General features: G+C 46.1%; 17 protein-coding genes. 7 read left to right on the forward strand and 10 right to left on the reverse strand.

The features are described 5' to 3' along the window. Positions 1 to 151 precede the first annotated feature (151 nt). Both M0413_RS00735 and M0413_RS00740 read left to right on the forward strand, forming a co-directional pair. Positions 152 to 1522: a DEAD/DEAH box helicase gene (locus M0413_RS00735; RefSeq protein ID WP_249552801.1), complete on the forward strand. Its 1371-nt coding sequence runs from the start codon at positions 152 to 154 to the stop codon at positions 1520 to 1522. A 106-nt stretch (positions 1523 to 1628) separates the two neighbouring features. Beyond that, entirely contained in the window at positions 1629 to 2732 is a 1104-nt protein-coding gene (locus M0413_RS00740; protein ID WP_249552802.1) for a CobW family GTP-binding protein, read from the forward strand. A gap of 10 nt (positions 2733 to 2742) precedes the next feature. Here M0413_RS00740 and M0413_RS00745 read toward each other — a convergent pair whose 3' ends face one another. Next, the gene (locus tag M0413_RS00745; protein ID WP_037416042.1) at positions 2743 to 3519 is read right to left on the reverse strand and encodes a substrate-binding periplasmic protein; all 777 of its coding nucleotides are present in this window, start codon (positions 3517 to 3519) and stop codon (positions 2743 to 2745) included. A 342-nt stretch (positions 3520 to 3861) separates the two neighbouring features. On the opposite strand from M0413_RS00745, the gene M0413_RS00750 reads away from it, so the two are divergent. Next, positions 3862 to 4383 (forward strand): DUF3087 domain-containing protein, encoded by a 522-nt coding sequence (locus tag M0413_RS00750; RefSeq protein WP_249552804.1) that lies wholly within the window; start codon positions 3862 to 3864, stop codon positions 4381 to 4383. A 113-nt stretch (positions 4384 to 4496) separates the two neighbouring features. Here M0413_RS00750 and M0413_RS00755 read toward each other — a convergent pair whose 3' ends face one another. Beyond that, positions 4497 to 6041, reverse strand: a complete 1545-nt coding sequence (locus M0413_RS00755; protein ID WP_249552806.1) for an MFS transporter — start codon at positions 6039 to 6041, stop codon at positions 4497 to 4499. 422 nt (positions 6042 to 6463) lie between these two features. Between M0413_RS00755 and M0413_RS00760 the strand changes: the two genes are divergently transcribed. The 3 genes from M0413_RS00760 to M0413_RS00770 all read left to right on the forward strand — a co-directional run bounded on the left by M0413_RS00760 (position 6464) and on the right by M0413_RS00770 (position 10415). After that, positions 6464 to 7810, forward strand: a complete 1347-nt coding sequence (locus M0413_RS00760) for an MATE family efflux transporter (protein ID WP_169547025.1) — start codon at positions 6464 to 6466, stop codon at positions 7808 to 7810. A gap of 229 nt (positions 7811 to 8039) precedes the next feature. Then, on the forward strand, positions 8040 to 9551 hold the full coding sequence (gene bdpA / locus M0413_RS00765; protein ID WP_249552808.1) for a BAR domain-like protein A BdpA: 1512 nt from the start codon (positions 8040 to 8042) through the stop codon (positions 9549 to 9551). Between the two features lie 354 nt (positions 9552 to 9905). Then, a complete protein-coding gene (locus M0413_RS00770; RefSeq protein WP_249552810.1) occupies positions 9906 to 10415 on the forward strand; it encodes a hypothetical protein in 510 nt (169 codons plus the stop codon). 243 nt (positions 10416 to 10658) lie between these two features. Here M0413_RS00770 and M0413_RS00775 read toward each other — a convergent pair whose 3' ends face one another. From M0413_RS00775 to nadK, 7 genes are all read right to left on the reverse strand, one after another. Further along, positions 10659 to 11837 carry an AAA family ATPase gene (locus tag M0413_RS00775; protein ID WP_069454563.1) on the reverse strand — a complete coding sequence of 393 codons (1179 nt, stop codon included), beginning with the start codon at positions 11835 to 11837 and terminating at the stop codon, positions 10659 to 10661. A gap of 445 nt (positions 11838 to 12282) precedes the next feature. Continuing rightward, on the reverse strand, positions 12283 to 12852 hold the full coding sequence (locus M0413_RS00780; RefSeq protein ID WP_249552813.1) for a LutC/YkgG family protein: 570 nt from the start codon (positions 12850 to 12852) through the stop codon (positions 12283 to 12285). 1 nt (position 12853) lies between these two features. Beyond that, positions 12854 to 14248: a lactate utilization protein B gene (locus M0413_RS00785; RefSeq protein ID WP_055648002.1), complete on the reverse strand. Its 1395-nt coding sequence runs from the start codon at positions 14246 to 14248 to the stop codon at positions 12854 to 12856. Positions 14249 to 14258: 10 nt separating this feature from the next. Continuing rightward, positions 14259 to 15002 carry a (Fe-S)-binding protein gene (locus M0413_RS00790; protein WP_249552815.1) on the reverse strand — a complete coding sequence of 248 codons (744 nt, stop codon included), beginning with the start codon at positions 15000 to 15002 and terminating at the stop codon, positions 14259 to 14261. 301 nt (positions 15003 to 15303) lie between these two features. Beyond that, positions 15304 to 18108, reverse strand: a complete 2805-nt coding sequence (locus M0413_RS00795) for an FAD-binding and (Fe-S)-binding domain-containing protein (RefSeq protein ID WP_249552816.1) — start codon at positions 18106 to 18108, stop codon at positions 15304 to 15306. Between the two features lie 66 nt (positions 18109 to 18174). After that, positions 18175 to 19818, reverse strand: a complete 1644-nt coding sequence (locus M0413_RS00800; protein ID WP_037416068.1) for an L-lactate permease — start codon at positions 19816 to 19818, stop codon at positions 18175 to 18177. Positions 19819 to 20568: 750 nt separating this feature from the next. After that, positions 20569 to 21447 carry an NAD(+) kinase gene (gene nadK / locus M0413_RS00805; protein WP_086023973.1) on the reverse strand — a complete coding sequence of 293 codons (879 nt, stop codon included), beginning with the start codon at positions 21445 to 21447 and terminating at the stop codon, positions 20569 to 20571. A 99-nt stretch (positions 21448 to 21546) separates the two neighbouring features. Here nadK and grpE point away from each other — a divergent pair, with 99 nt between their 5' ends. Continuing rightward, entirely contained in the window at positions 21547 to 22167 is a 621-nt protein-coding gene (gene grpE / locus M0413_RS00810; RefSeq protein WP_037416074.1) for a nucleotide exchange factor GrpE, read from the forward strand. 119 nt (positions 22168 to 22286) lie between these two features. On the opposite strand, the gene dxs is transcribed toward grpE, so the two are convergent. Next, entirely contained in the window at positions 22287 to 24155 is a 1869-nt protein-coding gene (gene dxs / locus M0413_RS00815; RefSeq protein ID WP_055647999.1) for a 1-deoxy-D-xylulose-5-phosphate synthase, read from the reverse strand. Positions 24156 to 24159 lie beyond the last annotated feature (4 nt).

Genomic DNA, 24159 nt, shown 5'->3' on the forward strand with positions numbered 1-24159 from the left:
CCGCCGCGAATTTTGCTAGACTCCGCGGCCCCATTTAAGGGCATGATGCAGAAAATTAATAATGTTGAAGAGTACAACAAGTCATCTCTTCGATTCGTCTCTTTTTTGCTGCGCATTGAGCAATTCCACCGACTAACACCTAAGAGTTCCTATGAAATTTGACACACTCGGCTTATCTTCACCTATTTTGAATGCGATAACTGAGTGTGGCTATCAGCAACTCACTCAAGTGCAACAACAGGTTATTCCTCTCGCCTTAACGGGGAAGGATATTATGGCCTGTGCTCAGACTGGAACAGGTAAAACCGCTTCCTTCGCCTTGCCCGTGCTTGAGCAACTTGCTGCCCAGCCTGCCGATAAACCCTTGCTGCGCGCCTTAGTGATGACGCCAACCCGTGAGTTGGCAATTCAAGTTTGTGCGAATATTCAAAAATATAGCCAGTTTTTGCCCCTTAAAACCTTAGCGGTTTATGGCGGTGCGAATATGAATCCGCAGCGTAAAGGCGTCGAGCAGGGCGTCGATATCCTCGTCGCAACGCCAGGGCGACTATTCGATATTATTGGCCAGTTCAATTTAGACCTGTCCAGTGTAACGACCTTAGTGATCGACGAAGCGGATCGTATGCTCGATTTAGGCTTTGTACGCGACATTGAAAAGGTGAAGCGCCTTATTGCCCCAGTACATCAAACGATGTTGTTTTCAGCCACCTATAGCGATGCGGTGAAGCAACTCTCCCATAAGATGCTCAATCAACCTGAATGGGTTAATGTTGCCGAAAATACCACGGCATCGACCGTAGAACAGTTAGTGTATCGGGTCGATAAGCGCCGCAAAGCAGAGTTATTATCTGAGCTGGTGGGGCGCAATAATTGGCGCCAAGTGTTGGTGTTCGCCAGTACTAGGGAATGCGCTGAGCATTTATTGCAGGAGTTAACACTCGATGGGATCAGCGCGGGCGTGTTTCATGGGGATAAAACCCAAGGGGCGCGTAATCGAGTGCTCGATGATTTTAAAGCCGGAAAACTGCGCGTGTTGGTGGCAACCGATGTGGCGGCCCGCGGGCTTGATATTCAGGCGCTTCCCTTAGTGATAAACCTAGAGTTGCCTTTCCTCGCGGAAGATTATGTCCATCGTATTGGCCGCACTGGCCGTGCGGGCCTGTCAGGTCGAGCGATTTCATTTGTCAGCCCAGCAGATGATGAAATGCTCGCAGAAATTGAAGCTTTAATTGGTCAGCAACTCCCTGTCACCGTGCAGCCTGGTTACGAGGAGGGCACGCCACTGCCTGCACGTTACCGCGATGCTCCCGCGGCAACCACTAAAACTAAATGGAGTTATAAAGCACCAAAAGATCGCACTATTGGCAAAGTCAGTGCTGCTGGAAAGTCGAGTGAGAGCCAAGCTAGAGCAAGAAAATCTCCTACCCGCGAGGGTAAGTATTCAAAAGATAAGGCGAAATTTAGCCCATTTCAAACTCAGCGTTCTGGTGGAAAGCCGCAGGGCGGCAATAAAGTAAAATAGTGCAGTACGCAGCGCGCCCAAGGCGCGCTTTTTGTTGAGCTTTAACTAGAATATCCCTACACTCGAATGCCCCTAAACGTTGCCCGTTACCCTGCGAGTGTTGTCCATGATCGTCAAAGCCATTCCCACCAATATCATCACAGGTTTTTTAGGTGTCGGTAAAACAACGCTTATAAAACAACTTTTGCAGACTAAACCTGAGGGCGAAACTTGGGCGATATTAGTCAATGAATTTGGTGAAGTCGGTATCGATGCGGGCCTCTTAGAGGCAAACAACAGTGGGGTGCAGATTCGTGAAGTTGCCGGGGGCTGCATGTGCTGCGCGGCGGGCGTACCCACGCAAGTGGCAATCAATCAACTGATCGCCCGTGCTAAGCCTGATCGCTTGCTGATTGAACCTACGGGACTTGGGCACCCTAATGAAATTATTAAAGTCCTCAGTGCGCCCCATTATCAACATGTTATCCGCCTTCAAAGCACTTTATGCCTAATCGATGCCCGTAAATTAATGGATGAACGCTACCGCGGACATGATAATTTTGTGCAGCAGTTGCAAGTAGCCGATGTGATTGTTGCGACCAAAACCGATTTATATCCTGAGTTTGAGGTATTGCAGGGCAGGCAATTAGCTCAGGAATTAACTCATTATCTCAATGCCTTACAACTCGATAATACGCCAGTGGTGGAGCATAGTTTGCCTCAAGGCTTATCGGCTCAATTACTTGAGCTCCTTAAGCAACCCCGCCGTGATTTACCTAAACCGGCCATTAACCTAGCCGCTAGCATTAACGCATTGAGCCAATCTCGGAGTGTGTTGCGTAACACTGCCGACACTTTGGGTTTGCAGGGGCTGTTTACCGAGGAGGCAAGCGAGCAGGTCTACCAGTTTGATGCGCGTGGCATAGTACGTAAGCAAAATCAGGGGGAGGGCTGTTTTAGCTGCGGCTGGGTATTTGAACCTATGCAAGAGTTTGATTTTGATAAATTAATGCAATTTATTACCCTCCAGACCCAAACAAGTCCTACTTTACTGCGTTTAAAAGCGGTGATGATTACCAGCGATGGTATTGCAGGGATCAATTGGAGCAGTGGGGATATGACTGTCACTGAACTTGATGATTGTGTTGATTCTCGGCTCGAAATGATTGCAACCCAAGAGCTGGATTGGGACCACATTGAACTGGCCTTAATGGAATGTTTAGCCGGTTAATTGAAGGGGATTAATCGGTGAGCATTGAGGTGGGAATGGTAACGCCACGTATTTTTGCCAGTGTAGCCAATTCGCCTGTCTCAACCATATGTTGCATAAATAGATCGAAACGTTGTTGAAGTGGTTGAAATTTTACGTCTTTTGGAAAGGCCATAAAGCCATCTTGGATATCAATTCTTGGCATTATAGGTGTGATTGCCTGTGGAATTTTGATTTGTGCGAGCACCGCTTGAGTATTGCGTATGTTGGTGGCAAGCAAATCGAGATCGCCACGGGATAAGCGTTCAATACCACTTTTGAGATCTGCAAATTCATTAATTGTGAGCGTTTTGGTGCGTTCGTTAAACAAATAGCCGTAACTCCAGCCTTGCATTTTGCCAATTCTTAATCCATGGATACTGGCATAACTACCATCCCAAGGCGTGGGATGATTGACTCTGGCATAAAAAACGATTTCATCGCGATAAAAGGGTTGGGCCGAGAAGGCTAAGTGCTTTTGCCGTTCTTCCGAAAAATAGGGGCCAATTAAAATATCTGCTTGGCCGCGCTCGACCATAGATTGCGCTCGGCGCCAAGGCGCTATTTGATAATGAATGGTCACTTTTTGTTGCTGGGCAAAACGATTGAGTATATCTACCCCTAAACCGATGTATTCGCCGTTCGGTTTTTGTTCAAAAATTTGGCTAAAACGAGTCCCCACCGCAAAGAGCTCCTCTGCTTTTATAGGGGCGACTAAGCAAATGAGGGTGAGCAAAACTAACCTTCGCAAGGTGTTCTTTAATGCCATTTCATTCCTGTGATGGTTGCTTCATTCCAAGTGGAATGTGGTGCAAGTAAGGGGAGTTTGTTAAATAAATCGTTACGTACTTTGAATATCAGCAAATTGTACACTGATTTAGATCCCTATCTGCACGTACCTGTCATCAATGCGGATAATCGTGCCTCAATAACAGGAAGATAACTAAATAAAAAGATTGGTAATTTTATAATATGAATCCTTAACCATATTTGTTTCAAATTGTATCCTTTATGGTTAGTGTGATGGCGGAAGACTTATATTATTCAGGCAAGCTCAAGCAAACTGGGTTATGCTGCGCCGCCAATGCGTATTTTGATGAAAAGAGAACCCATGAAGTTACAGCAAATTGATAAATCCCTTTATCGTAGCAATATGAACCTGTTTATGGTGGTTTTAGTATTGGCCTTGATCGTTTGCTCCCTTGGCTTTGGGGCTGGATTAATTGCGCTCTTTGGCGTAGAGGCTTTACCCGGTGAGCCTACAGGAAATTTCCACTGGAATTTACTCGGGGTGATTTTGGCGGTATTACTTTGTAGTGCCATTGTCTATCAGCTAAAAACTCAGCCCTTTTTTAAAGAGATTTATTATGTGTGGCAGTTAAAGCAACTGCAAAATCGCATTTATCGCAAGCTGGCTAAAGTCAAAGCAGCTGCGGCGGACAATGATATAAATGCGTTGATTACATTGCTATTTTACTTCACCAGTTTACGCCAGGTGTATTTGCTGGATGATAATACCTTGACCTTATCAGCGGTTGATAAGGAGCTTGCACAGTTACAGGCACAATGCGACGTTTTAGGATTAGCGCTATCGGCTGAACAATTTGAGGTCGAACTGTTAGCGGTTTTTTAATTCTAGATTTAATGACTTAGTCGCGTATCAAGGCCGTTAAATAAAAAGTGAGTGCATGCACACTCAATTTTTAATTGGAATCGATTAGCGGCTTAGATAACGCAGTTAAGGTATTAGTTCGCTGCCTGCTGCGCACGTTGCAGCGTCAGTAACCACTTACCATAGAAATAAATACCCACCGCCGAAATGGTGCCAATCGCCGCAATAATATACCAAGCCATACCAATGTTGTGGCTGTGGTAAAGCAGCTGAGTGAGGTCATGGGCATTTTCACCGGTAAAGCTGACTAGGGTGGTAAAAGCTTCCCCTTGCGGGATGGCATTCACATCCGTTGCGCTCATGCCGCGCTCGAGTAATAAGTCGCGTGAGAACAATTCTTTCGAGGCAAAAATCTCATAGAGTTTTGGGCCAAAATAACCTTCTAAGCCCCAACCAATCCCTTGAGGTAGCATGACAAAACCAAGGTACATGGCTTTTTTACCTTCGGGGGCTATGTTACCCATAAATTCGTTTTTCTTTGGGCTAATCATCATTTCGCCGATGGAGAACATCGCGATGGCGAGCACAATAAACCAAGCCGCATGGAAGGCACCGATAAACACAAAGGCCAAGATACTGAGTAAACAGCCAATCAGCATCGCCGTGGTGATGCGGTATTTGGCGGTCAGCGCGGCAATTAAAAAGCAGCTGGTCATAATCAGGCCGGCGTTGAGATTAAGCATGCCCTCAGGCATCACTTTCGTGCCTTCGTTATTTAACCCGAGCCAGAACTGTAAAATGCCGTTGCTGGTGCCTTCGCTACCAAACAAACTGGTGACAATTACGCTGGTATCGACCCACTCGGATATGTGGATCGGCAGTACGTCGAACAGGGCGTTAAAGAGGAACCAAAAGCCTGCAAAAACTAGCATGTAATAGATCACAATTGGCTTTTTAAGCTCATGCCAAGCGTCGCGCCATAGGGACTCTTGTTTGACTTCACCTGATTTAATTTGTTGATTACGGATGAGGCGCTCGGCTTTTCCTGGCTCGGTATATGTCAATAAAAACAGGAAGTTTAGTGAGATAATCGCAGCGCAGGCATAAAACACATTATCCCAAGAAAGCTGACGCATATGCACGGCAACGAGTGGCCCTAAAAATCCACCGATATTCACGACTTGGTAAAATATCCCCCAAGCCATGGAGGTATTATTGCGATTGGTGGAGAGCACTAAGGTGCCTTGAATACCGGGTTTAAAGATACCCGTGCCGATGGCGAGTAGCAGTGCCCCCGATAAAAAGCCCCAAAAGGTAGGGAAGAACGCCATAGTCAGGTAGCCCATGATTTTAATCACGGTCGAGCCGAAAATGGTTTCCTTGTAGCCGACCCGGTCGGAAATCCCGCCAGTAAAGACGGGTACAAATGTTTGCATAATCGCCCAGAGCGAAATAATAATGCCATAGTCGCTGAGGCTGATCCCCAGACCGCCAGCCGATTCAGGCGCTTTGGCGTATAAGCCCGCACTGGCTTTGACACCGTAATAGGCAATACGCTCGACCAACTCCATGCCGCCCACTAACCAAAAAATATAACTTAGGCTAGTGATGGAGGCCCACATACCTAATTGTTTGACTTCGCGCAGATCATTCTCTGCATTTGGACTATTGTGACTCATGTCCTTCCCTTTATTATTGTTATTGACTTTAATTTCACTAATTCATTATTAATTAAATGGTTAGCTAAATTGCAGAGACAAATAATGCCTCGATAATTAACTCATTTCGGGCAATATAAACCTACACTTTACCTAATTAAGGGGTAAATACCAAAAAAGTAGTGAAAAATGATGAGTTTCGCCACATCTGTTATTGAGTAGTGTTTTATTTGTCGTGATGGGTTGGTAAAAGTGTGCCATCAGTAAGATATTGTGTAGATTAGTTTTTGTTATAAATTTATCCTGCTAATCGGGTTTGGTATTAAAGTAAAATTTAGGTACAATCCATTGCCGCATTTTTGTTCATCATTCTATTTATCTAAGTGAATACCGCTAGAACAATCTGAGTGCGCACCCTGCCTTTATTTTTGTGAGATTTGGTTATGACTGCTGTTTCCCATAGCGCAACGGATCAACGCCTGCTGCAAGAGCCGATTTCGAAGCTTTTCTGGCGCTATACCATTCCAACAATCGCCTCCATGCTGGTGACTGGGGTATATGTCACCATTGATGGTATCTTCGTCGGCCATTATCTCGGTGAAACGGGGCTTGCTGGCATGATGCTGGCTTATCCCGTGGGCGCGATTCTCTACGCCGTCGGTGCCATGATTGGCATGGGCAGTGCCGCGTTAGTCTCGATTAACTTGGGGCAAGGTAATGTCGCCAAGGCGCGTAAGTTGCTCGGCAACGCCTTTAGCTTGTGTTTACTGGCAGGGGCATTTTTTGCCTTAATCGGCGGGATTTTTTCGCGAGATATTTTAATCGCCCTCGGCGCTGAGGGAGAAATACTCGAAAATGCTAATGAATACCTGTTTTGGTATTTTGCCTTATGTCATTTCCCTATTATCTCAATGACATTTACCACCTTGCTGCGTAACGATGGTCGCCCCTCCATGGTGACCTTTGTGCTGATCTTAGGTGGCGTGCTGAACACCTTTTTAGATTGGCTGTTTATTGTGGTGTTTCCCTTCGGTTTAGCAGGGGCGGCGATTGCCACCATGTTGTCGCAGGCTGTGACTGGCTTGCTCTGCCTGCAGCATTTTTTTGGGGCGCGCACTCAGCTCAAAATCAACCTAGAGCAGATGAAGCTTAAGCTTGATAACTGCATCAACATCGCCCGTGTTGGTTTGCCAAGCTTTTTAATGAATCTGTATCTGTCGATTGTATTGACTCTGCATAACACCGCATTTTTATGGGTTGGTGGCCCTTTGCATGTGGCAGCATACGGGGTGGTCAGTTATACCGAAGCGTTTTTCTACCTGATTTTTGAGGGGATTGCCCTCGGTACTCAGCCGATTTATAGCTTTAATGCGGGAGCAGGGCGCTTCGATAGGGTTAAACAGGCACGCAATATTGCCTTTGGCATGACCCTACTCACCGCCGCACTCGGTCTAGTGTTGATTTATTCCCGCCCTGAATGGTTGGTGTACCTGTTTGCCGGTGATAACCCAAGCCTTACGCCCGTCGCGATTGAAGGCATGCGATGGTATTTCTGGGGCTTGCCGATGGAAGGCCTCATTTTAGTGGGGGCGAGCTTCTTCCAAGCGATTAATTGTTCGAAACAAGCATCGATTCTAACTGGCGCAAAACTCATACTGATTGCTGCGATTATCTACTGTTTTGCTTGGGCTTTTGGCGTGATCGGTGTGTGGATATCGCTCGCGACCTGTAGCACGCTATTGGTCATTTGGATGTTCATTGCCATGCAGCGGCTTAAGATTAAAGCCTAATTTTTGTTTAGTTATTATCTTAGTCTTGAAACCGACTTAATACTGGCGTGTCGGCATGGGCTCTGATACATTTCGCTGGTTTAAACCCTGCTTAAAATGAGCTCAGTCTGTAGTATGAGTGTTGTCGATAAAATACCGTTACCGACTGACAGTAATGCGGGGGGATAGGATAAATTCTGGGCCACTTTGTCTGGCTTTTCGTTTGTTATTTAAGTTTTATGAGGCTCTTATGCGCACCGCTGCAGTCATCTCTATGCTGTTGTTTGGCGTGTTAACCAGTGTTAACGCCAGCGCCAAGGATAATGAGTTAGTGTTTGCTAGCGATTTTGAGGGTAACCGCTTATCACAACCTTGGTCTTGGATCATGGGGTGCCAATTTGAGGGTGCTGAGCCCCATAGTGGCGAGAGTGCGTTGTTATGTGCAGAAGGCAATAGCAGTATTGTCAGTAAATACCCTGTATCGGAAGCGGGTCTATTAGAGTTTTGGGTAAAAACTCAAAATATCCAAACCCAATATCGGATTAATGTGCTCACATCGCCCGTATTAAAACTGGATGCCCAGTGGCAGCATGTGGCGCTTATCGATGTTACTCCTGGCACAAATGAATATTTAGCCCATCGGGTGTCGATTGACGATCCGAGTCGTCAATATGTTCGCCTCGATATTGAAGCGATTAATGGCCCTATCAGTTTGGATGATTTAACCCTCGATAAAATTCGCTTAGATATTGCCCTGCAAAAAAACGAGCAAAAAATTATCGGCGGCATTTTAGATAAACTTAAAGAAGACAAAAACTACGAGGTTCAGGCCGAATCCTTTAGAACGCTGGGGAAAAACTACGCCGCCCAGCTCGAAAGCCAAAGACAATACCTTGAGTATTCGAATGCGATTTATTCCAGTATCACCTTTGTACTGGCGACCTCTGAGCGCAATAAAATGTCTAACCCTTTGGGTTATAACACCTTTAGGTCGGTGTTAACTGACGCTAAGCGGATTGCGTCGCCGATTCAACAGGCGCGTTTAGGCTCTATGGTCAAGCCCTTTGGTGACTTAGCAACCGCCACCTTAAATGTGGTGAGTGCTGGCGCCTACTCAGCCTTTGCTGAACCTTTTAAATCCTTCCTTGCGGCCACCTTTGACCGCTCAAACTATGACAACAGCGACTTAAGTCGCAGTGATAAAAAGTTTGCCGAGGAAAACGGCCTTAAGATTTACCAGCAGGCCGAGCGCTTTATGTCTGAAATCGAAAAAGAGTTGCAACAGGTGACCGCACTCGATAATGATTTAGTCACTATGCAGAAGAACTTAGACAATTTCCGCAAGGATTTAGACAAACATCTGCGTAGCTATCTGCAACACGCCAGCATTGCCCGTACGCCCGAAAATTACAGTAAGGTGATGAGTAAAGATGAGCAGACTCGGGCGCAAATCATGGCTGAAGTGAATGCCAATATCAGCGCCAAAGCCGAAGCCTTACTTGCCTCTAATAGTAATGCTGAACTGGTACAGTACATGATTAAAACGACTGAAAAAATGGATGAGTTTCAGGAGTTTAAAGAGCGTTTTAATCAAATTACTTCAGCGATGTTAACCTTCTATGACCGCTTTGAGCGCTCGATTGCCGCCGAGCAAAATCCCTTTACCGATCCAAGCGATAGGGCGGTATGGGAACAACATGCTCAAAGTGCACGCAATTATATTCGCCAGTCGAAGGAAGCCTTTACGAAAGCCTTTATGTAGCAGGTTGTTGTAGAAACATAGATTGAGCTTTTTCATCAAAATGGCGGAGAAACAATTTTTCTCTGCCATTTTTTATATACGCAATTTACCCAACCGATCGTTTAATAAACCATTTTAATCTGAGCGTGTTGTAGGCAAACCAAAAGTACATTATGTTGTTGATTTAAAATCGCCAGTTGTTTGATTATCTCAGTGATGGAGTCGTTGAGATGGAGTTTCAGACAATCCCAATTATACGGATTTTTTGATGAATGCTCAGACTTGTGATAATCACATTTTATCGCCAGCAGAAGGCGCGGGTGATAACGTCAACCAACTGCGGTGCTTTTAGCACTGAATCTAGGCGTTAATTATATGAATATTAAACGCACATTTTTCTATTATGAAAGAAACAGAAAACAACAAGCCAAAATGCTCGCTTTTAATATGCTTTTTTTGCCCGTTATCCTTTGGCTTATTTTGATATTCATTCCAAAAAGTGATCCTTTTTATAACGAATTTTTATTTTACGTAAAATATATTGTTGTGGTTTCTGAGCTTGCCCTGTTATCGCTAACAGCATGGTTGCTTACTCATCCTGCGAAATTTTATATCAAGCTGACAAACTCCGAGTTCAGCTCATTTCATCCTACTTTTAAAGAATGGACGTTCAGTGTCAATCCGCAAGACATTATTGAAATTGAGCACAGCACAGATATAGGATCAAACGCTAGCCTTATTTTAGTGAAAATGAGTAATGGTTCATCAGTTTTATTGAGCCCTAACTATCCATATAAGCGAAGCGAACTATACGATGCATTGCGGTTAGTTAACCCAAATATAAAAACGCCCAAGAACACTTGGTCGTTCCCTTATAAAAAGTAAAAAATCAATTATTGACTGTCCAATCTCAAAAATGGGATGTCATGTCCTGCAACTCACTGTAATCCTGTTTATCTAAACCAATCACTGCTCATTTGTTTTATTGGGTGGGTTAATATTTAAATACACCAATATTTTAATGAGTTAGCTCAATTTCATGTCTCAGCTTTAGCTCGTATAAGTTGTAGACAAACCAAAAGTGCTTATGTTGTTGATCTAAAATGGATAGTCAGATTTTTACTGAAATCACACAGAATTATGGACACTACCATATCTTAACTTCGCTCTGCGATGGAGTTCATAGACTTCACAACCTAACAATGGCTCAGTTCTATTCAGTACTGCGCCAAAACGCTCAAAGTAGTCCTCATTAACTTGCTTTGCACTGATAAGTGGTACTTCAATACTGACATCTACACGACCTTTACGTATCAACGCAGGGTCAAGATGATCGAGATGATTTGTGGTCATTATGACAAGGCAGTCATCAAGAGGAATGACGCCGTCTAACGCGTTTAGTACGCCACCTAAAGTGAGTGGTGGGTTGTCTACGTTGCTTTCAGCTGTACGTGATACCGTAGCCTTTACACAATCACAGTCCTCTATTAACAACATCGCTCCGGGCGCTACCTTTCTAATCGCCTTATGAATAGTGGCATCATTGACAGTCGATAGATTCAATATGTATAGATCGCGATGATACTCAACCGCTAAGGCCCTCGCGATACCCGTCTTACCCGTGCCCGTTTTTCCATGTAGCAGTATGGTTAGCTTACTGACAACCGATTTTCCCCGACTTGCGAAGTTATCAACTTCCCTCATCAAGTCCTGCTTAAACCCTTCATCTAGCACTAAGTCACTAAAACCCGATGATTTCAATGTGCCATAGCGACACCATTCGGTTTCTTCGAAAATATTCACTTTCGGCTCAGTAGAGATGTCTCCACGAGTATCTTCTAAAAAACGATATAGTTTATCTTTTGCCCACCATGGTGCTCTTACAGTAATAGAATCGTATGCCATCGAACTATCGACCTTAGTACGGGTTGCCAACATAAAACAACCACCGTATTTAAACAGATGCATACCATAGCCGATAGACTTAACACTGACACGCCCGTCGTAATTCACAGCATAGTCAAAGTACACAGCCTCAGAGATAGAGCGTGAAAAAAACGGAATGGTAGTATTACTGATCAAAAAGGACAGCTTATTGAATATTTCTGTGCGTGCCTGATGGCTATCGTCTATAGTGAGCCGCACAAATAGCAGGCTACTGAGCCAACTTAACAGTTTCGCGGGGACATCTTTTAGCATGTAGCCTACGAGTCCAATTAACGTAAATGTTAATACTCCGACAATGACAGCCGTCAACAAAGGATCACTATTGGTGAGCGCCTTTATTTGTAGTAATACCTCGTTCATTTACTCACCTTTACTATAAATGCCAAATAGATAGTCGAGAATACGACCAGCCACGTCGAGGATACTCGCAAGGCATCCTCAGTATTGCGCTATCGCACTTGGTTAAAGCGACTTGATAAAGATCCCTTACTTATCACTAGCTATTGCTTTGGCTGCGGCGCTTATCAAAGAGTAGGCGCCTGAATGTCGTGCAATGCAGGGATACGTGATAACGACCATGACTCTCGTTCATAAGCTTAAAAATCCTAGATTGCTCTATTCACCTAGTCGGCGAGCGAAGGCCATGGCAAGCCTGTACCTTTAGATGATTAAGCCTTATAAATCAAATTGTTCAAATATCGTCATGCTAAATTTTAAATAAGAAAGCCGCCAATGAAGGTCGGCTTTCTTGTTTCGATTGTCCCGTAACCTTTGCGTTTTCTTGGTTACATTAAATCTTGAGGCATTACAGCAAATACACGTTCAAGCTACAGGCACCGTGGGCACCGACGACTAAGGCTTGCTCGATATCGGCGGTTTTTGAGGGGCCTGCGATAAACACCCCAAACTCACCTGAGGCTAGCGTGATGTCTTTTGCCGCTTGGTGCATGTTTGGCACAATCTTATTGGTTGGCAGGGCTAAGATCAGGTTTTCACAGATAAAAGGCGTTACTCTGTGGCCTAAGTTCTTATTGTTTACCCAAATGGCACCATTTTCGGCAACACCAATATCCCCAGGGATCACCGCATAATCGATATCCCTGAGCTCGTGAGCCGTTGGTGGCACATCACGGTTTGCTGTGATGCCCTCAACGAGGGAGATAACCTGTAAGCCTTGGGCGACAAGCTCATCCACTTTGGCTTGCAGTGCCGCGAGGCCACCTTCACGGTGAAGTGTACCCGCAACGGTTTTCAGATTGGTTTCAAACTGGCCAACCAGATCTTCAACCCTTGGGGCGACATCGATGCTCGGCATAGGATGGTTTGTTAAAGCCGACAGTTTGAGCGCATTGAGAATTTCGTGCTTACTAGACATCTTATAGGCTCCTGTGTTTCTTAAACCAAGCTTCGAAGCTGGAGTTGGGGGCGACTGGCAGTTCACGGTATTTACCCCAGGCACCGCTAAAGGGCTTGAGCAGACTACCCGGCAGAATGCGCAGTGCAGTTCGGGCCGCGCCCATTGAGCAATTGAGCAGAGTAGTGCTTGCCATAAATTTACCCACTAATGGCATATAGCCGTTTTTGCCGTAGGGGAGTTGTCCGGCTTCGGCCTTAAGGCGTCTGTGGTGGTGAATAATCTTATCGAGCGGCACCTTGGTCGGGCAGACATAGGTACAGCTACCACACAGAGTACAAGCCCAAGCGATGGAGTTGGTATCGTCATGCTTGGCGCCCACCGCAATCCCAATCGGACCAGGAATGGTGTAGTTGTAGCTGTAACCACCAGAGCGGCGATACACAGGACAAGTATTTAAACAACCGCCGCAACGAATACATTTCAATGATTCGGCAAGGATTTTATCCTTCATCATCTCGGTACGGCCGTTATCGACGATGATCACATGCATCTCTCCATCGACCTGTGGTCCACGGTAGAAGGCGCTATAAGTAGTGACGGGTTGGCCAGTTGCGTTGCGTGCGAGGGTGCGTAGTAACACGGCGGCGCTGTCGATATCGGGGACAATTTTGTCGATCCCCATTGAATGCAACTGCAACTTGGGCAGGTTAGCGCCCATATCGGCGTTACCTTCGTTGGTACAAACGACCACGGCGCCCTTATCGGCAATCGCCATGTTTACCCCTGTCATGGCGGCATCGGCGCTGAGGAATTTTTCACGCAAATGCGCGCGGGCGGCACGGGTTAAATACAAGGGATCGGCTGCCCCCGCTTTAGTGCCGAGTTTCTCATGGAAGAGGTCACCGACTTCTTCTTTTTTCATGTGGATAGCGGGCACCACAATGTGCGAAGGCGGCATTTTCGCGAGCTGAATAATGCGCTCACCTAAGTCGGTGTCGATGACTTCAATTCCACGCTGCTCTAAGTAAGGATTGAGATGACATTCCTCGGTGAGCATAGATTTTGACTTAACTAACTTCTTCACTTTATGGCTAGCTAAGATCTCGTGCACGATACGGTTGTGCTCGGCACCATCTTTAGCCCAATGCACTTTGATGCCGTTGGCAAGACAGTTTTGCTCAAAGGTTTCAAGGTATTGTGCAAGGTTGGTTAAGGTGTGCAGTTTGATTTCAGAACCTAACTGACGTAATTGCTCCCATTCGGGTAAGCTGCCAGCGGCGCGATCGCGTTTTTCGCGCAGTACCCAAAGGGCTTTAGAGTGCCAGTCAACTCGGGTTTCATCGCGGCAGAAAATATCGGCTTTATGAGCGTGAACCTGTGAACCCGTGGCCCCGTGATTATGTTGATATGCCATAGTGGGTCTCCTAGAGCGCGGCGTTAAGCACTTGCGCTATGTGGCGAATTTCAATCGGCAATTGCTGTCTGCGGATCATGCCATCGAGGTGCAAGAGGCAAGAGGGATCGAAGCCAACCACATATTGCGCGCCTGTTGCCGCGTGGGCTTGGGCTTTGTCTTTACCCATCTTGGCGGATACGGCTCCTTCATCGACGGCAAACGTACCACCAAAGCCACAGCATTCATCGCGACGGTCTGGATAGACAATGTCGATACCAGCGATATTGGCAAGCACGGCTTCAACTTTGTTGAATCGCGGGCCCATTTGCTCGCTTGGCGTGGCAAGGCTCAGCATACGAATGCCGTGACAGCTTAGTTGCAGGCTGATCTTATGGGCAAAAGGTTTGTTGAAGGCGGGAATGGGGGCGATATCGTGGAGGAACTCGGTCAGTTCATAGAGTTTGTCGATAACGGCTTGAGCTTCTGGGCTGCTATCAAACTCGTGGAAATTTTCTTTGGCGGCCACTAAACAAGAAGCGGCAGGACAAACAATGGCATCGCATTCTACACCTTTGAAGGCATTGAGTAATTTCAAGGTGGTACTGCGTGCTGCATCAAAGCAACCCGAGTTAGTCATCGGTTGGCCACAGCAAGTTTGGCCTGCGGGTAGAATCACTTTGTGTCCGAGTTTTTCCAGTAATTCCAGAGTAGCAATGGCCACATCCGGCATCATTTGGTTAACAAGACACGGGATGAAAAGGGCGATTTTCATTGTGCTTTCTCTTTCTTGTTAGTGAACGACATTGCCTTGCATTGTGGCCCCAAAGTCCACACAAATGCTAAGGTAGTTGATCCAATATAGGCTTATCTAAAGTAAATAAGTAGCCCTAATTTAGTAAATGATCTACTAGATTTTTGCAAAAATGAGAAGTTTTTAACAATATGATTTTAAATGGTTAATTGGGTTTTTATTTTAAGATTTATTTCGTTAACTTTGCGGAGTTGTCGATAAATGAGAATAGTTTTCTTCTAAAGAAAAACGGGGCTATCTTTAGCCCCGTTTGGTCAGTGTGTTAGCGACTGCACTCTTCGAGCAGATACGCTAAGTGGCGGTAGGAAATACCACTGTGTTGGGTCAAACCGACCTCGCACATACGGTTGGCGTAATAGCCTTCTTTAACCTCAACTGGGATTAACTTCTTAATATTGCGCAGGGCGCTGGCGTTGATTTCTGGCTTATATAAACCTTTTTCACCGGCGTATCCACAACATTCAATACCCGCAGGTTTGAGCACTTGCGCCGAGCAAGCATTAGCAATGGCTTGCATCTTAGGCTCTAACTTCATCTTGCGAGCACTACAACCTAAGTGCAAAGCAACATTGACCTTTTTGTTGATGGTCAGCTTGTCCAGCAGCTTGTCGTGCATAAACTCAACTAGATCCGTAATTTGTACCTGTGGGTTACCCGTGAGGGTGCGATAAGTACAAGATAGGGCATCGACTAACACTGGGATCTTGCCGCCATTGCTCATCTTGCTGACCACATCGATAAGCTCTTGGCGTTTGGCGTCGGCGTTTTTAAAGTCGCCTTTAGATTCCCACATTTGGCCGCAGCATAAATCGCGGGTCTTCTCTGGTGTAATAACGTTATAGCCCGCACGTTCGAGCAGGGTAACAACCACCTCTGGCAAGGTGCGATTATCCGGATCCTTAGGTGTTGGGCCAAAGGTCCGGCCACCACAGGCTGGGAAGTAAACCACAGTTTCTTGGCCTGCTTTGGCGGGTGACGGTTTAGGCAGTTTGCCGCCTTTGGGGAAGTCCGGATTCCAGTAGGGCACTTCTTTAGAAATCAGCCGACCCGTTTTCATCAGTGCATTAGTAATGCCATCGCCGGTGATTTTATGGATAACGCCAAGTACATCAAAGCCCGTACTGATCACTTGGTTTACCGCGCCAAAATGCTTGGCTTGGAAATCCAATACTTTTTGCTCTGTGGTGCTGATATAAGGTGTACGTAGTTTACGGACTAACTGACCCATGCTGTTATCGACTGGACAGGCGATAGTACAAAGCTGACAGGCGGCGCAGGTATCAATCACATCGTATTTTGCATCGGCGCGCATTTTAGCGGCCGCAGCTTTATCACCGGACTGCTCTAAGCGTTCGATTTCACGCAGAGTAGCGATACGTTGACGTGGCGAGAAGTTAAGTGCTGATGTTGGGCAGGTTTTTTCGCAGAAGCCACATTCAATACATCTATCAACAAAATCATCGACAACAGGGCAGGGCTTAATATTTTTAACGTGGACGTTCGCATCATCGTTAAGAATAACGCCTGGGTTTAGAATACCCTGAGGATCAAATAGTTGTTTGATGCTCTTCATCAAGGTGTAAGCATCTTGTCCCCATTCTTTTTCAACAAACGGTGCCACAGCGCGGCCGGTGCCATGCTCAGCTTTCATTGAGCCGTTGTACTTGTTAATCACCATATCGGCAATATCGTCCATAAAGGCATGGAAGCGGTCGATATCGGCTTGAGTGGAGAAGGTCGGAGTAATAATGAAGTGGAAGTTACCTGCCAGCGCGTGGCCATAAATACAGCCTTCAGGGTAACCATGTTTATGGAAAAGCTCAGTGATATCGTGAGCTGCTGCGGCTAGATGTTCAAGCTCAAAGGCCACGTCTTCGATGATAACTGAGGTTCCTTTTGGACGCTCGCCACCGACAATGGGGAAAAGCCCTTTACGCATCGCCCAGTACTTGTCGTAAACCGCGGGATTGGTACTGAATTCCATCGGACGGATGAAGTCAAAACCAGCCAGCTTGGTACTGACATCTTGGGTATAGCGTTCGAGCGTTTGAGCATCATCCGCACGGGATTCAATCAATAGAATCGCGGATAACGCAGGCAGTTCCGACAACCAATCTGGCATGCCTGGCTTGCCTGTTACCGCTTTAATGGATGGCCAGTCAAGGAGTTCGGCCGCAGAAACACTTTCACCATTAATCAGCGGAATGGCGCGTGCAGCATCTTCCATATTATGGAATACAGCCATGGCTGAGGCTTTAAATTTAGCTTCATTTACAGTGTGGTAAGTGACTTCGTTAATGAAAGCTAACGTACCTTCCATCCCGACCATTAAGTGGTTAATGATGTCAAATGGGTCGGTAAAATCGATTAAGGAGTTAATACCGTAGCCAGTGGTATTTTTGATGGAATACTTTTTACGAATGCGCTCGGCTAATACGGTGTTATGGCGTGTCAGATGGGAGAGCTCGCTCAGATCTTGCAGTAATTTTCCGTGGGTCTTAGCAAACTCAGCCTTAGATTTTTCACAGCCAGTATCGAGTTCAGTGCCATCGGCAAACAACAGTTTTGCCGATGCGATGGTTTGGTAACTGTTTTGAGCAGTACCACAGCACATGCCTGAAGCGTTGTTAGCAACAATTCCGCCAATTTTTGCCGAAGCAATCGTCGCTGGATCGGGGCCGATTTTGCGATTCAATGGCGCTAGCACAGCATTCGCGTCTGAACCAATAACTGCGGCACCTAAGGTAATTTGTTTTGCATCGCTACTGACTTCAATCTTTCTAAAACCATCATGGCCAAGGATAAGTAGTATCCCTTCACCAATCGCTTGGCCAGATAAACTGGTGCCTGCTGCTCTAAATGTGACGGGCGCATTATGCTTGCGGGCAACGGCTAAGGTGAGTTTTACCTGTTCTAAGGTCTCGGCATGGACAACAACTTCGGGCACGATTCTGAAGTAGCTGGCATCGGTAGACCAAGCAAAACGACGGACGGGATCATCCGTCACCGGACGATCACCTAATTGTGTTCTGAGATCACTGATGACCTCTTTGTAGTTAATCGACATAACATCACTCTCTTTATCTTATAGAAGAAAGTCGAAGTCACTCGGCGTGACTTCGAACAAGATGGATTAGAAGCCACCCCAAAGTGTTGCGATAGTGCCTGCAAGTAAGGCGTAGCCAAGGGCTACAGGCATGGTTTTACGAATAATTTCCGACTCTCTACCCGCCATACCTACTACAGTTGCTGCGGCAACCACGTTCATTACGCACATCATGTTACCGGCGTTTGCACCGATACCTTGCAGTGCCAATATCAGCGTATGGTTCATGCCAACATTATCAGCCACACTGTATTGCAGGCTTGAGAACATCATGTTTGAGAATGTCGCTGAACCTGACAGGAAGGCACCAAAAATCCCCACGATAGGCGCCATCCATGCCCATACCGCGCCCATTGAATGGCCCAACATATCGGCTAAGGCCACTGGCATAGAGGCTAGTCCAGCACCATTAGCACCTGAGTTTAAGAAGATTTTCACCATAGGTACTGAAGCACCTAATGAAATAATCGTCGGTAACATTGATTTGCATGAAACACCGATGGATTGCTTAATCGCAGGACTTTTCATTTTGAACAGGAAGAAACCGATAATACACACTGCGACGAAGAAGGCGCCAGGGGCGTATAAGGTTGCAAAGCTCGCTTTAAGCTCAGTACCCATCAGGCCTGTCCAGCTAATGTTGAAACTCGATAACCAAGCTTTCAGTGGTGTGACTGTACGAGATAACACTAACAGCGCAGCCATGATGATATAAGGTGTCCAGGCGGCAATTTGTGAAAACTGGGCTTTCGCTTCGATCTTCACACCTTCTTGGTTGTCATTCTCTGCGAAATCATTCCAAGGTGTTTTAGGCAGTAGGTAGCCCTTACGCGCAACAGGGATCACCAGTGCCATACCGATTAATGCACCAATAACCGATGGGAATTCAGGGCCTGCAAGGTAGTTAATAATCCAGGCGGGGACAGTAAAGGCAAGACCTGCGAAAATCGCAAATTTCCAAATGGCTAAGCCTTCTTTAAAGGATTTGTTGCGGCCAAAGAACCCGGTCAGCATTGTCACCATAACCAGCGGAATTAATGAACCTGTGATTAAGTCGATAGTGATCATATGCATTACGATATATCGAGCATAACCCGCATAGGTTCCACCATGGGCAGCAAACTGCTCAGCAGCCATGCTTACACCACCTTGGATAAGACCCTGTTCCATCCCAAAGAGCACGGGTAAACCAATTGCTCCAAATGATACGCAGGCTGAGTCGGCAATTAAGGCGACTACGGCGGCGGCGACAGGAGGTACTCCCAGTAATACCAGCAGTGGCGCGCCAATGGCGGCTGGCGTACCAAAGCCTGCGCTACCTTCGATAAAGGCGCCGAATAACCAACAAATAATAATCACCTGTACACGGGCATCGGCACTGATGTTAGTGAAGCCTGCTCGGATAGTATCCATTGCACCTGAATATTTCAGAGTATTAAGTAGGAATACCGCACCGAAGATGATGGTTAATGGCGTGATCGCTGACAGCAGTCCTTCAAGAACGGATGCGGCCAATAGAGTGGTATCCATTTGCCAAATAAATACGGCGGCGATGGCCGTAACTACCATGGAAATGGGCATAGCTTTTGACGCGGGCATTCTCAGTAATACAAGAAAGATCATTACACTGAGCACTGGCGTCAAGCTGGCGAAGAGTTGGAGTATTGTCATGCTTGCCTCTACATAAAGTGGTCTGTCTTATTTTTTATAGGAATCTTATTGGTGCTTCGATATCAGAACTTATGGTGGATAAATCAGCAGTATTCACTACTAATAATCACTGTTACGACATTCTGTGGTGTGTACTAGACGCTATTCGGGGTTGAACTTATATGATCTAGATCATTTTGACTGCTATATGAAATGCTAATTTACAGCGCTGCGGGAGGCTTCTCTCATAGGATTTCTTCAACTGTGACCAATGTCACTTAAAGAGTGGTTTGTATATTCCTATGCTCAGTGATTAATTTAACTTGTATGCTTTTTAGTTATAAAAAATCAGATCTTCACTAAATTAGCGATCAGTATTGCAATTAACTGATCCATTTATTTCATTAATGGGCACTTAATGAATTTTTAAGACAATATTAAGGTGTGATCTATGTCACTCAGGTTCTCATTAAAAGGAACGGTGATTTTTAATGATTTATTTTAAATTTATGATTTTTATTATTTTATATGATTTTTAGATTGAGATTTTTAGTGTGATCTGACTCACGCTTTATCGGGTGGGGAAATTAAGCGTGAGCAATGTCACCTTATGAAATATGAGTTAATCTGAAATTTAATAACGGTTAATAAAGCTGTTTACAGCAATGCAGCTGCACAACTCCATTTTGTTAACAACTATAGTCAGTCATTATCTATATTTTTTATGGTAGGTTGCTTGAGTTAAGCTTCGCATCATCTCATCGTACAAACTCAAAACAACTTACTGCCCCAGCCGAGCTTACTTCGCAACACATGGAAGTAATTATGGCCTTTAGGATGGATAAGCCTAAGTTGCTCAGAGCTGCGGCGCACGATGATCTCATCGCCGGGTAATACCGCTAAATGCACATGGCCATCACAGCTAACCTCAAGGTTTTCGCCATTTTCAGGGGAAACCACCATCTTAATGGTGCTGCAAGCATCGACCACAATAGGGCGGCATGACAAGGTGTGTGGAAACATCGGGACTAAAATTAATGCCTGTAAATTGGGGGTGAGAATCGCCCCACCTGCTGACAGTGCATAGGCGGTTGACCCCGTGGGAGTGGAAACTATCATGCCATCGGCGCGTTGGCTGTACATGAATTGATTGTCAATATAGACCTCAAATTCAATCATGTGAGCGATCTTACCCGGATGCAGCACCGCTTCATTCACCGCTGTATTACTGGCTTTTAGCTGTCCATGGCGATAGACCTCTGCCTCAAGTAAAAAACGGTGCTCGGTATCAAACTCACCATCGAGCACTTTAGCTAGCGCCTCTTCGAATGCATCCGGCGGTAAATCCGTTAAAAAGCCAAGGTTACCACGGTTTACACCAATCACGCCCACATCGAAGCGCGCCAGTACTCTGGCGGCGCCGAGCATATTGCCATCACCGCCAACGACTATCGCTAAATCACAACGCTCGCCAATCTCTAATAAATCAACCGCCACAATTTGTGGGCCTAACTCAGTTGCTACCCGCTCTTCTACGAGGACTTCATAACCTTGCATCGTCAGCCAGTGGTGCAGACGTTTGAGGGTTTGATTTGTCCCTGGATGATGCGGCTTACCAATTAGGCCAATGGTGTGGAACTTTGTGGTCATATTTATGCTAGATCTGGCCTTAGGCCTTGAAACGTCAAAATTGATCCCCATAATATGCCCAGAGTATTTAGAAACAAAGCATTTTTAGCTGGAGTGAAAATGAGCAACGAGTCGATTAAAGCAGAACAGGATCTGATCCAAGAGGGTGTAGAGTCTGAAGTTTCTACCGAAGAAGCAAGTCTGATTGATGAGCTTACCCAAGCCAATTTCCGTATTGAAGAGCTGGAACAGTTACTCGCTGACGCTTTGGCGAAAGTTGATGAGCAAAAAGATTCAGTAATACGTGCAGCTGCCGAAGTGGATAACATTCGTCGTCGCGCTGCGATGGATGTAGAGAAAGCCAATAAGTTTGCTCTGGAAAAATTCGCCAACGAATTGCTGCCAGTGATAGACAATATGGAGCGAGCGCTGCAAGGGACTAATCCGCAGGATGAAACCACTAAAGCTATCTATGAAGGTGTTGAGTTAACACAAAAGAGTTTGTTGACCGCTGTGGCGAAATTTGGTGTAAAACAAATTGATCCTCAAGGACAAGCCTTCAACCCTGATCAACATCAAGCGATTGGTATGCAACCAAGTGCTGAATTCCCAGCCAATACTGTGATGTTAGTAATGCAAAAAGGCTACGAACTGAATAGCCGTTTATTGCGCCCAGCCATGGTGATGGTGTCTCAAGGTGGTCCTAGCCAAGAGTCTGCTTCGATTGATATTGAAGCGTAAGCGATAAAACGTTAAACCAATAAAAAGGACTGCAGATGCAGTCCTTTTTAGTTTAAAAATTTTATTGTAAGTTAATCAGTAGCTTATTTTTCATAAACTGGGAGCAAGCTCCCTTGAGCTTAATTGGCGAGATAGGCATTAATCTGCGCTAACATGCCTTCGGCATCGAGTTGTAAGTCATGGATCACTTCTTCTGGTGATCCATGTTTAATAAACTCATCGGGCAAGCCAATTTGTAGTACAGGTTTAGGCATTTTAAGCTTTTGCAGAAGCTCTAGCACACCTGAGCCAGCGCCGCCCATAATGGCGTTTTCTTCCACTGTGACGAGCACATCGTGGGTTTGCGCCATCTCTTTGACTAAATCCACATCCAGCGGTTTCACAAAGCGCATATCGACCACTGTTGCATCTAAACTCTCTGCGGCAGTGAGTGCTGCGGCTAAGGTAGTCCCGAAGTTAAGCATCGCGATACGTTTGCCTAAACGCTTAATCACCCCTTTACCAATTGGCAGTGCCGTCATGGCTTCAACTTGAGTCGCACCTGTTGCACTACCTCTTGGATAGCGTACCGCGCTTGGGCCTGCATCATAGCAATATCCGGTATACAGCATCTGGCGACATTCATTTTCATCCGATGGCGCCATAATCACCATATTTGGGATACAGCGCATAAAGCTTAAATCGAACGCCCCTTGATGGGTTGGGCCGTCGGCACCGACAATACCTCCACGGTCAATCGCAAATAGTACGGGTAAACGCTGCAATGCGACGTCGTGGATCAGCTGATCATAGCCGCGTTGCAGGAAAGTCGAATAAATGGCGACCACAGGTTTATAGCCCTCACAGGCAAACCCTGCGCCTAAGGTCACCGCATGTTGCTCGGCAATGGCTGCATCAAAATATTGTTTTGGGAAGCGCTGCGAGAACTCCACCATACCCGACCCTTCACGCATGGCAGGGGTAATGCCTAAGACTTTTTCATCCTGCTCAGCGATATCACATAACCATTTGCCAAACACTTGAGAGAAGGTTGGTAGTCCCGGCTTAGTCGCTGGCTTCTTAAATTGTGATGGGTCAAATTTAGGGACGGCGTGCCAACCGATAGGATCTTTTTCTGCTGGCTCATAACCGCGACCTTTTTTGGTCATAATGTGTAGCACTTGTGGCCCCTTTAGATTGCGCATATTGCGCAGGGTTTCCACTAGGGCATCGACATCGTGGCCATCGATAGGGCCGATATAGTTAAAGCCTAACTCTTCAAACAGTGTGCCAGGAACCACCATGCCTTTGAGGTGTTCTTCGGTGCGCTTGGCCATTTCTTTGATAACAGGCATGCCCTTGAGCACTTTCTTGCTGCTTTCACGAATCGTGGTGTAGAAGCGGCCTGACATCAATTGGGCTAAGTGATTGTTGAGTGCGCCGACATTTTCTGAAATCGACATTTCATTATCGTTTAGCACCATCAGCATATCATTGTGCAAATCACCCGCGTGGTTCATTGCCTCGAACACCATGCCGCCTGTCATTGCACCATCGCCAATCACGGCAACCACTTTACGGCCTGCCTGTTCTTTTTCGGCTGCAACGGCCATGGCTAATGCGGCACTGATGGAGGTGCCTGAGTGGCCTACGCTAAAGGTGTCATATTCACTTTCTTCCCGCCAAGGGAAGGGGTGTAAACCGTTCTTTTGCCTAATGGTGTGCATTCTATCACGGCGACCAGTGAGGATTTTATGGGGATAGGCTTGGTGACCAACATCCCAAATCAAACGGTCAAACGGGGTGTTATAGACATAATGCAGGGCAACAGTCAGCTCGACAGTGCCAAGCCCAGAGGCAAAATGTCCGCTGGACATGCCAACGGACTTAAGAAGGAACTCCCGCAACTCATCGGCCAATTGGGGTAATAGGGCCTGTGGAAGCTGGCGGAGTTCATTAGGTGTGTTGGCCTGTGCCAACACCGGAAACTGAGAAATGTCCAAACTCATAGCG

Origin of the sequence: Shewanella sp. 8A, assembly GCF_023475945.1 — a bacterium.
GTDB lineage: Bacteria > Pseudomonadota > Gammaproteobacteria > Enterobacterales > Shewanellaceae > Shewanella > Shewanella xiamenensis.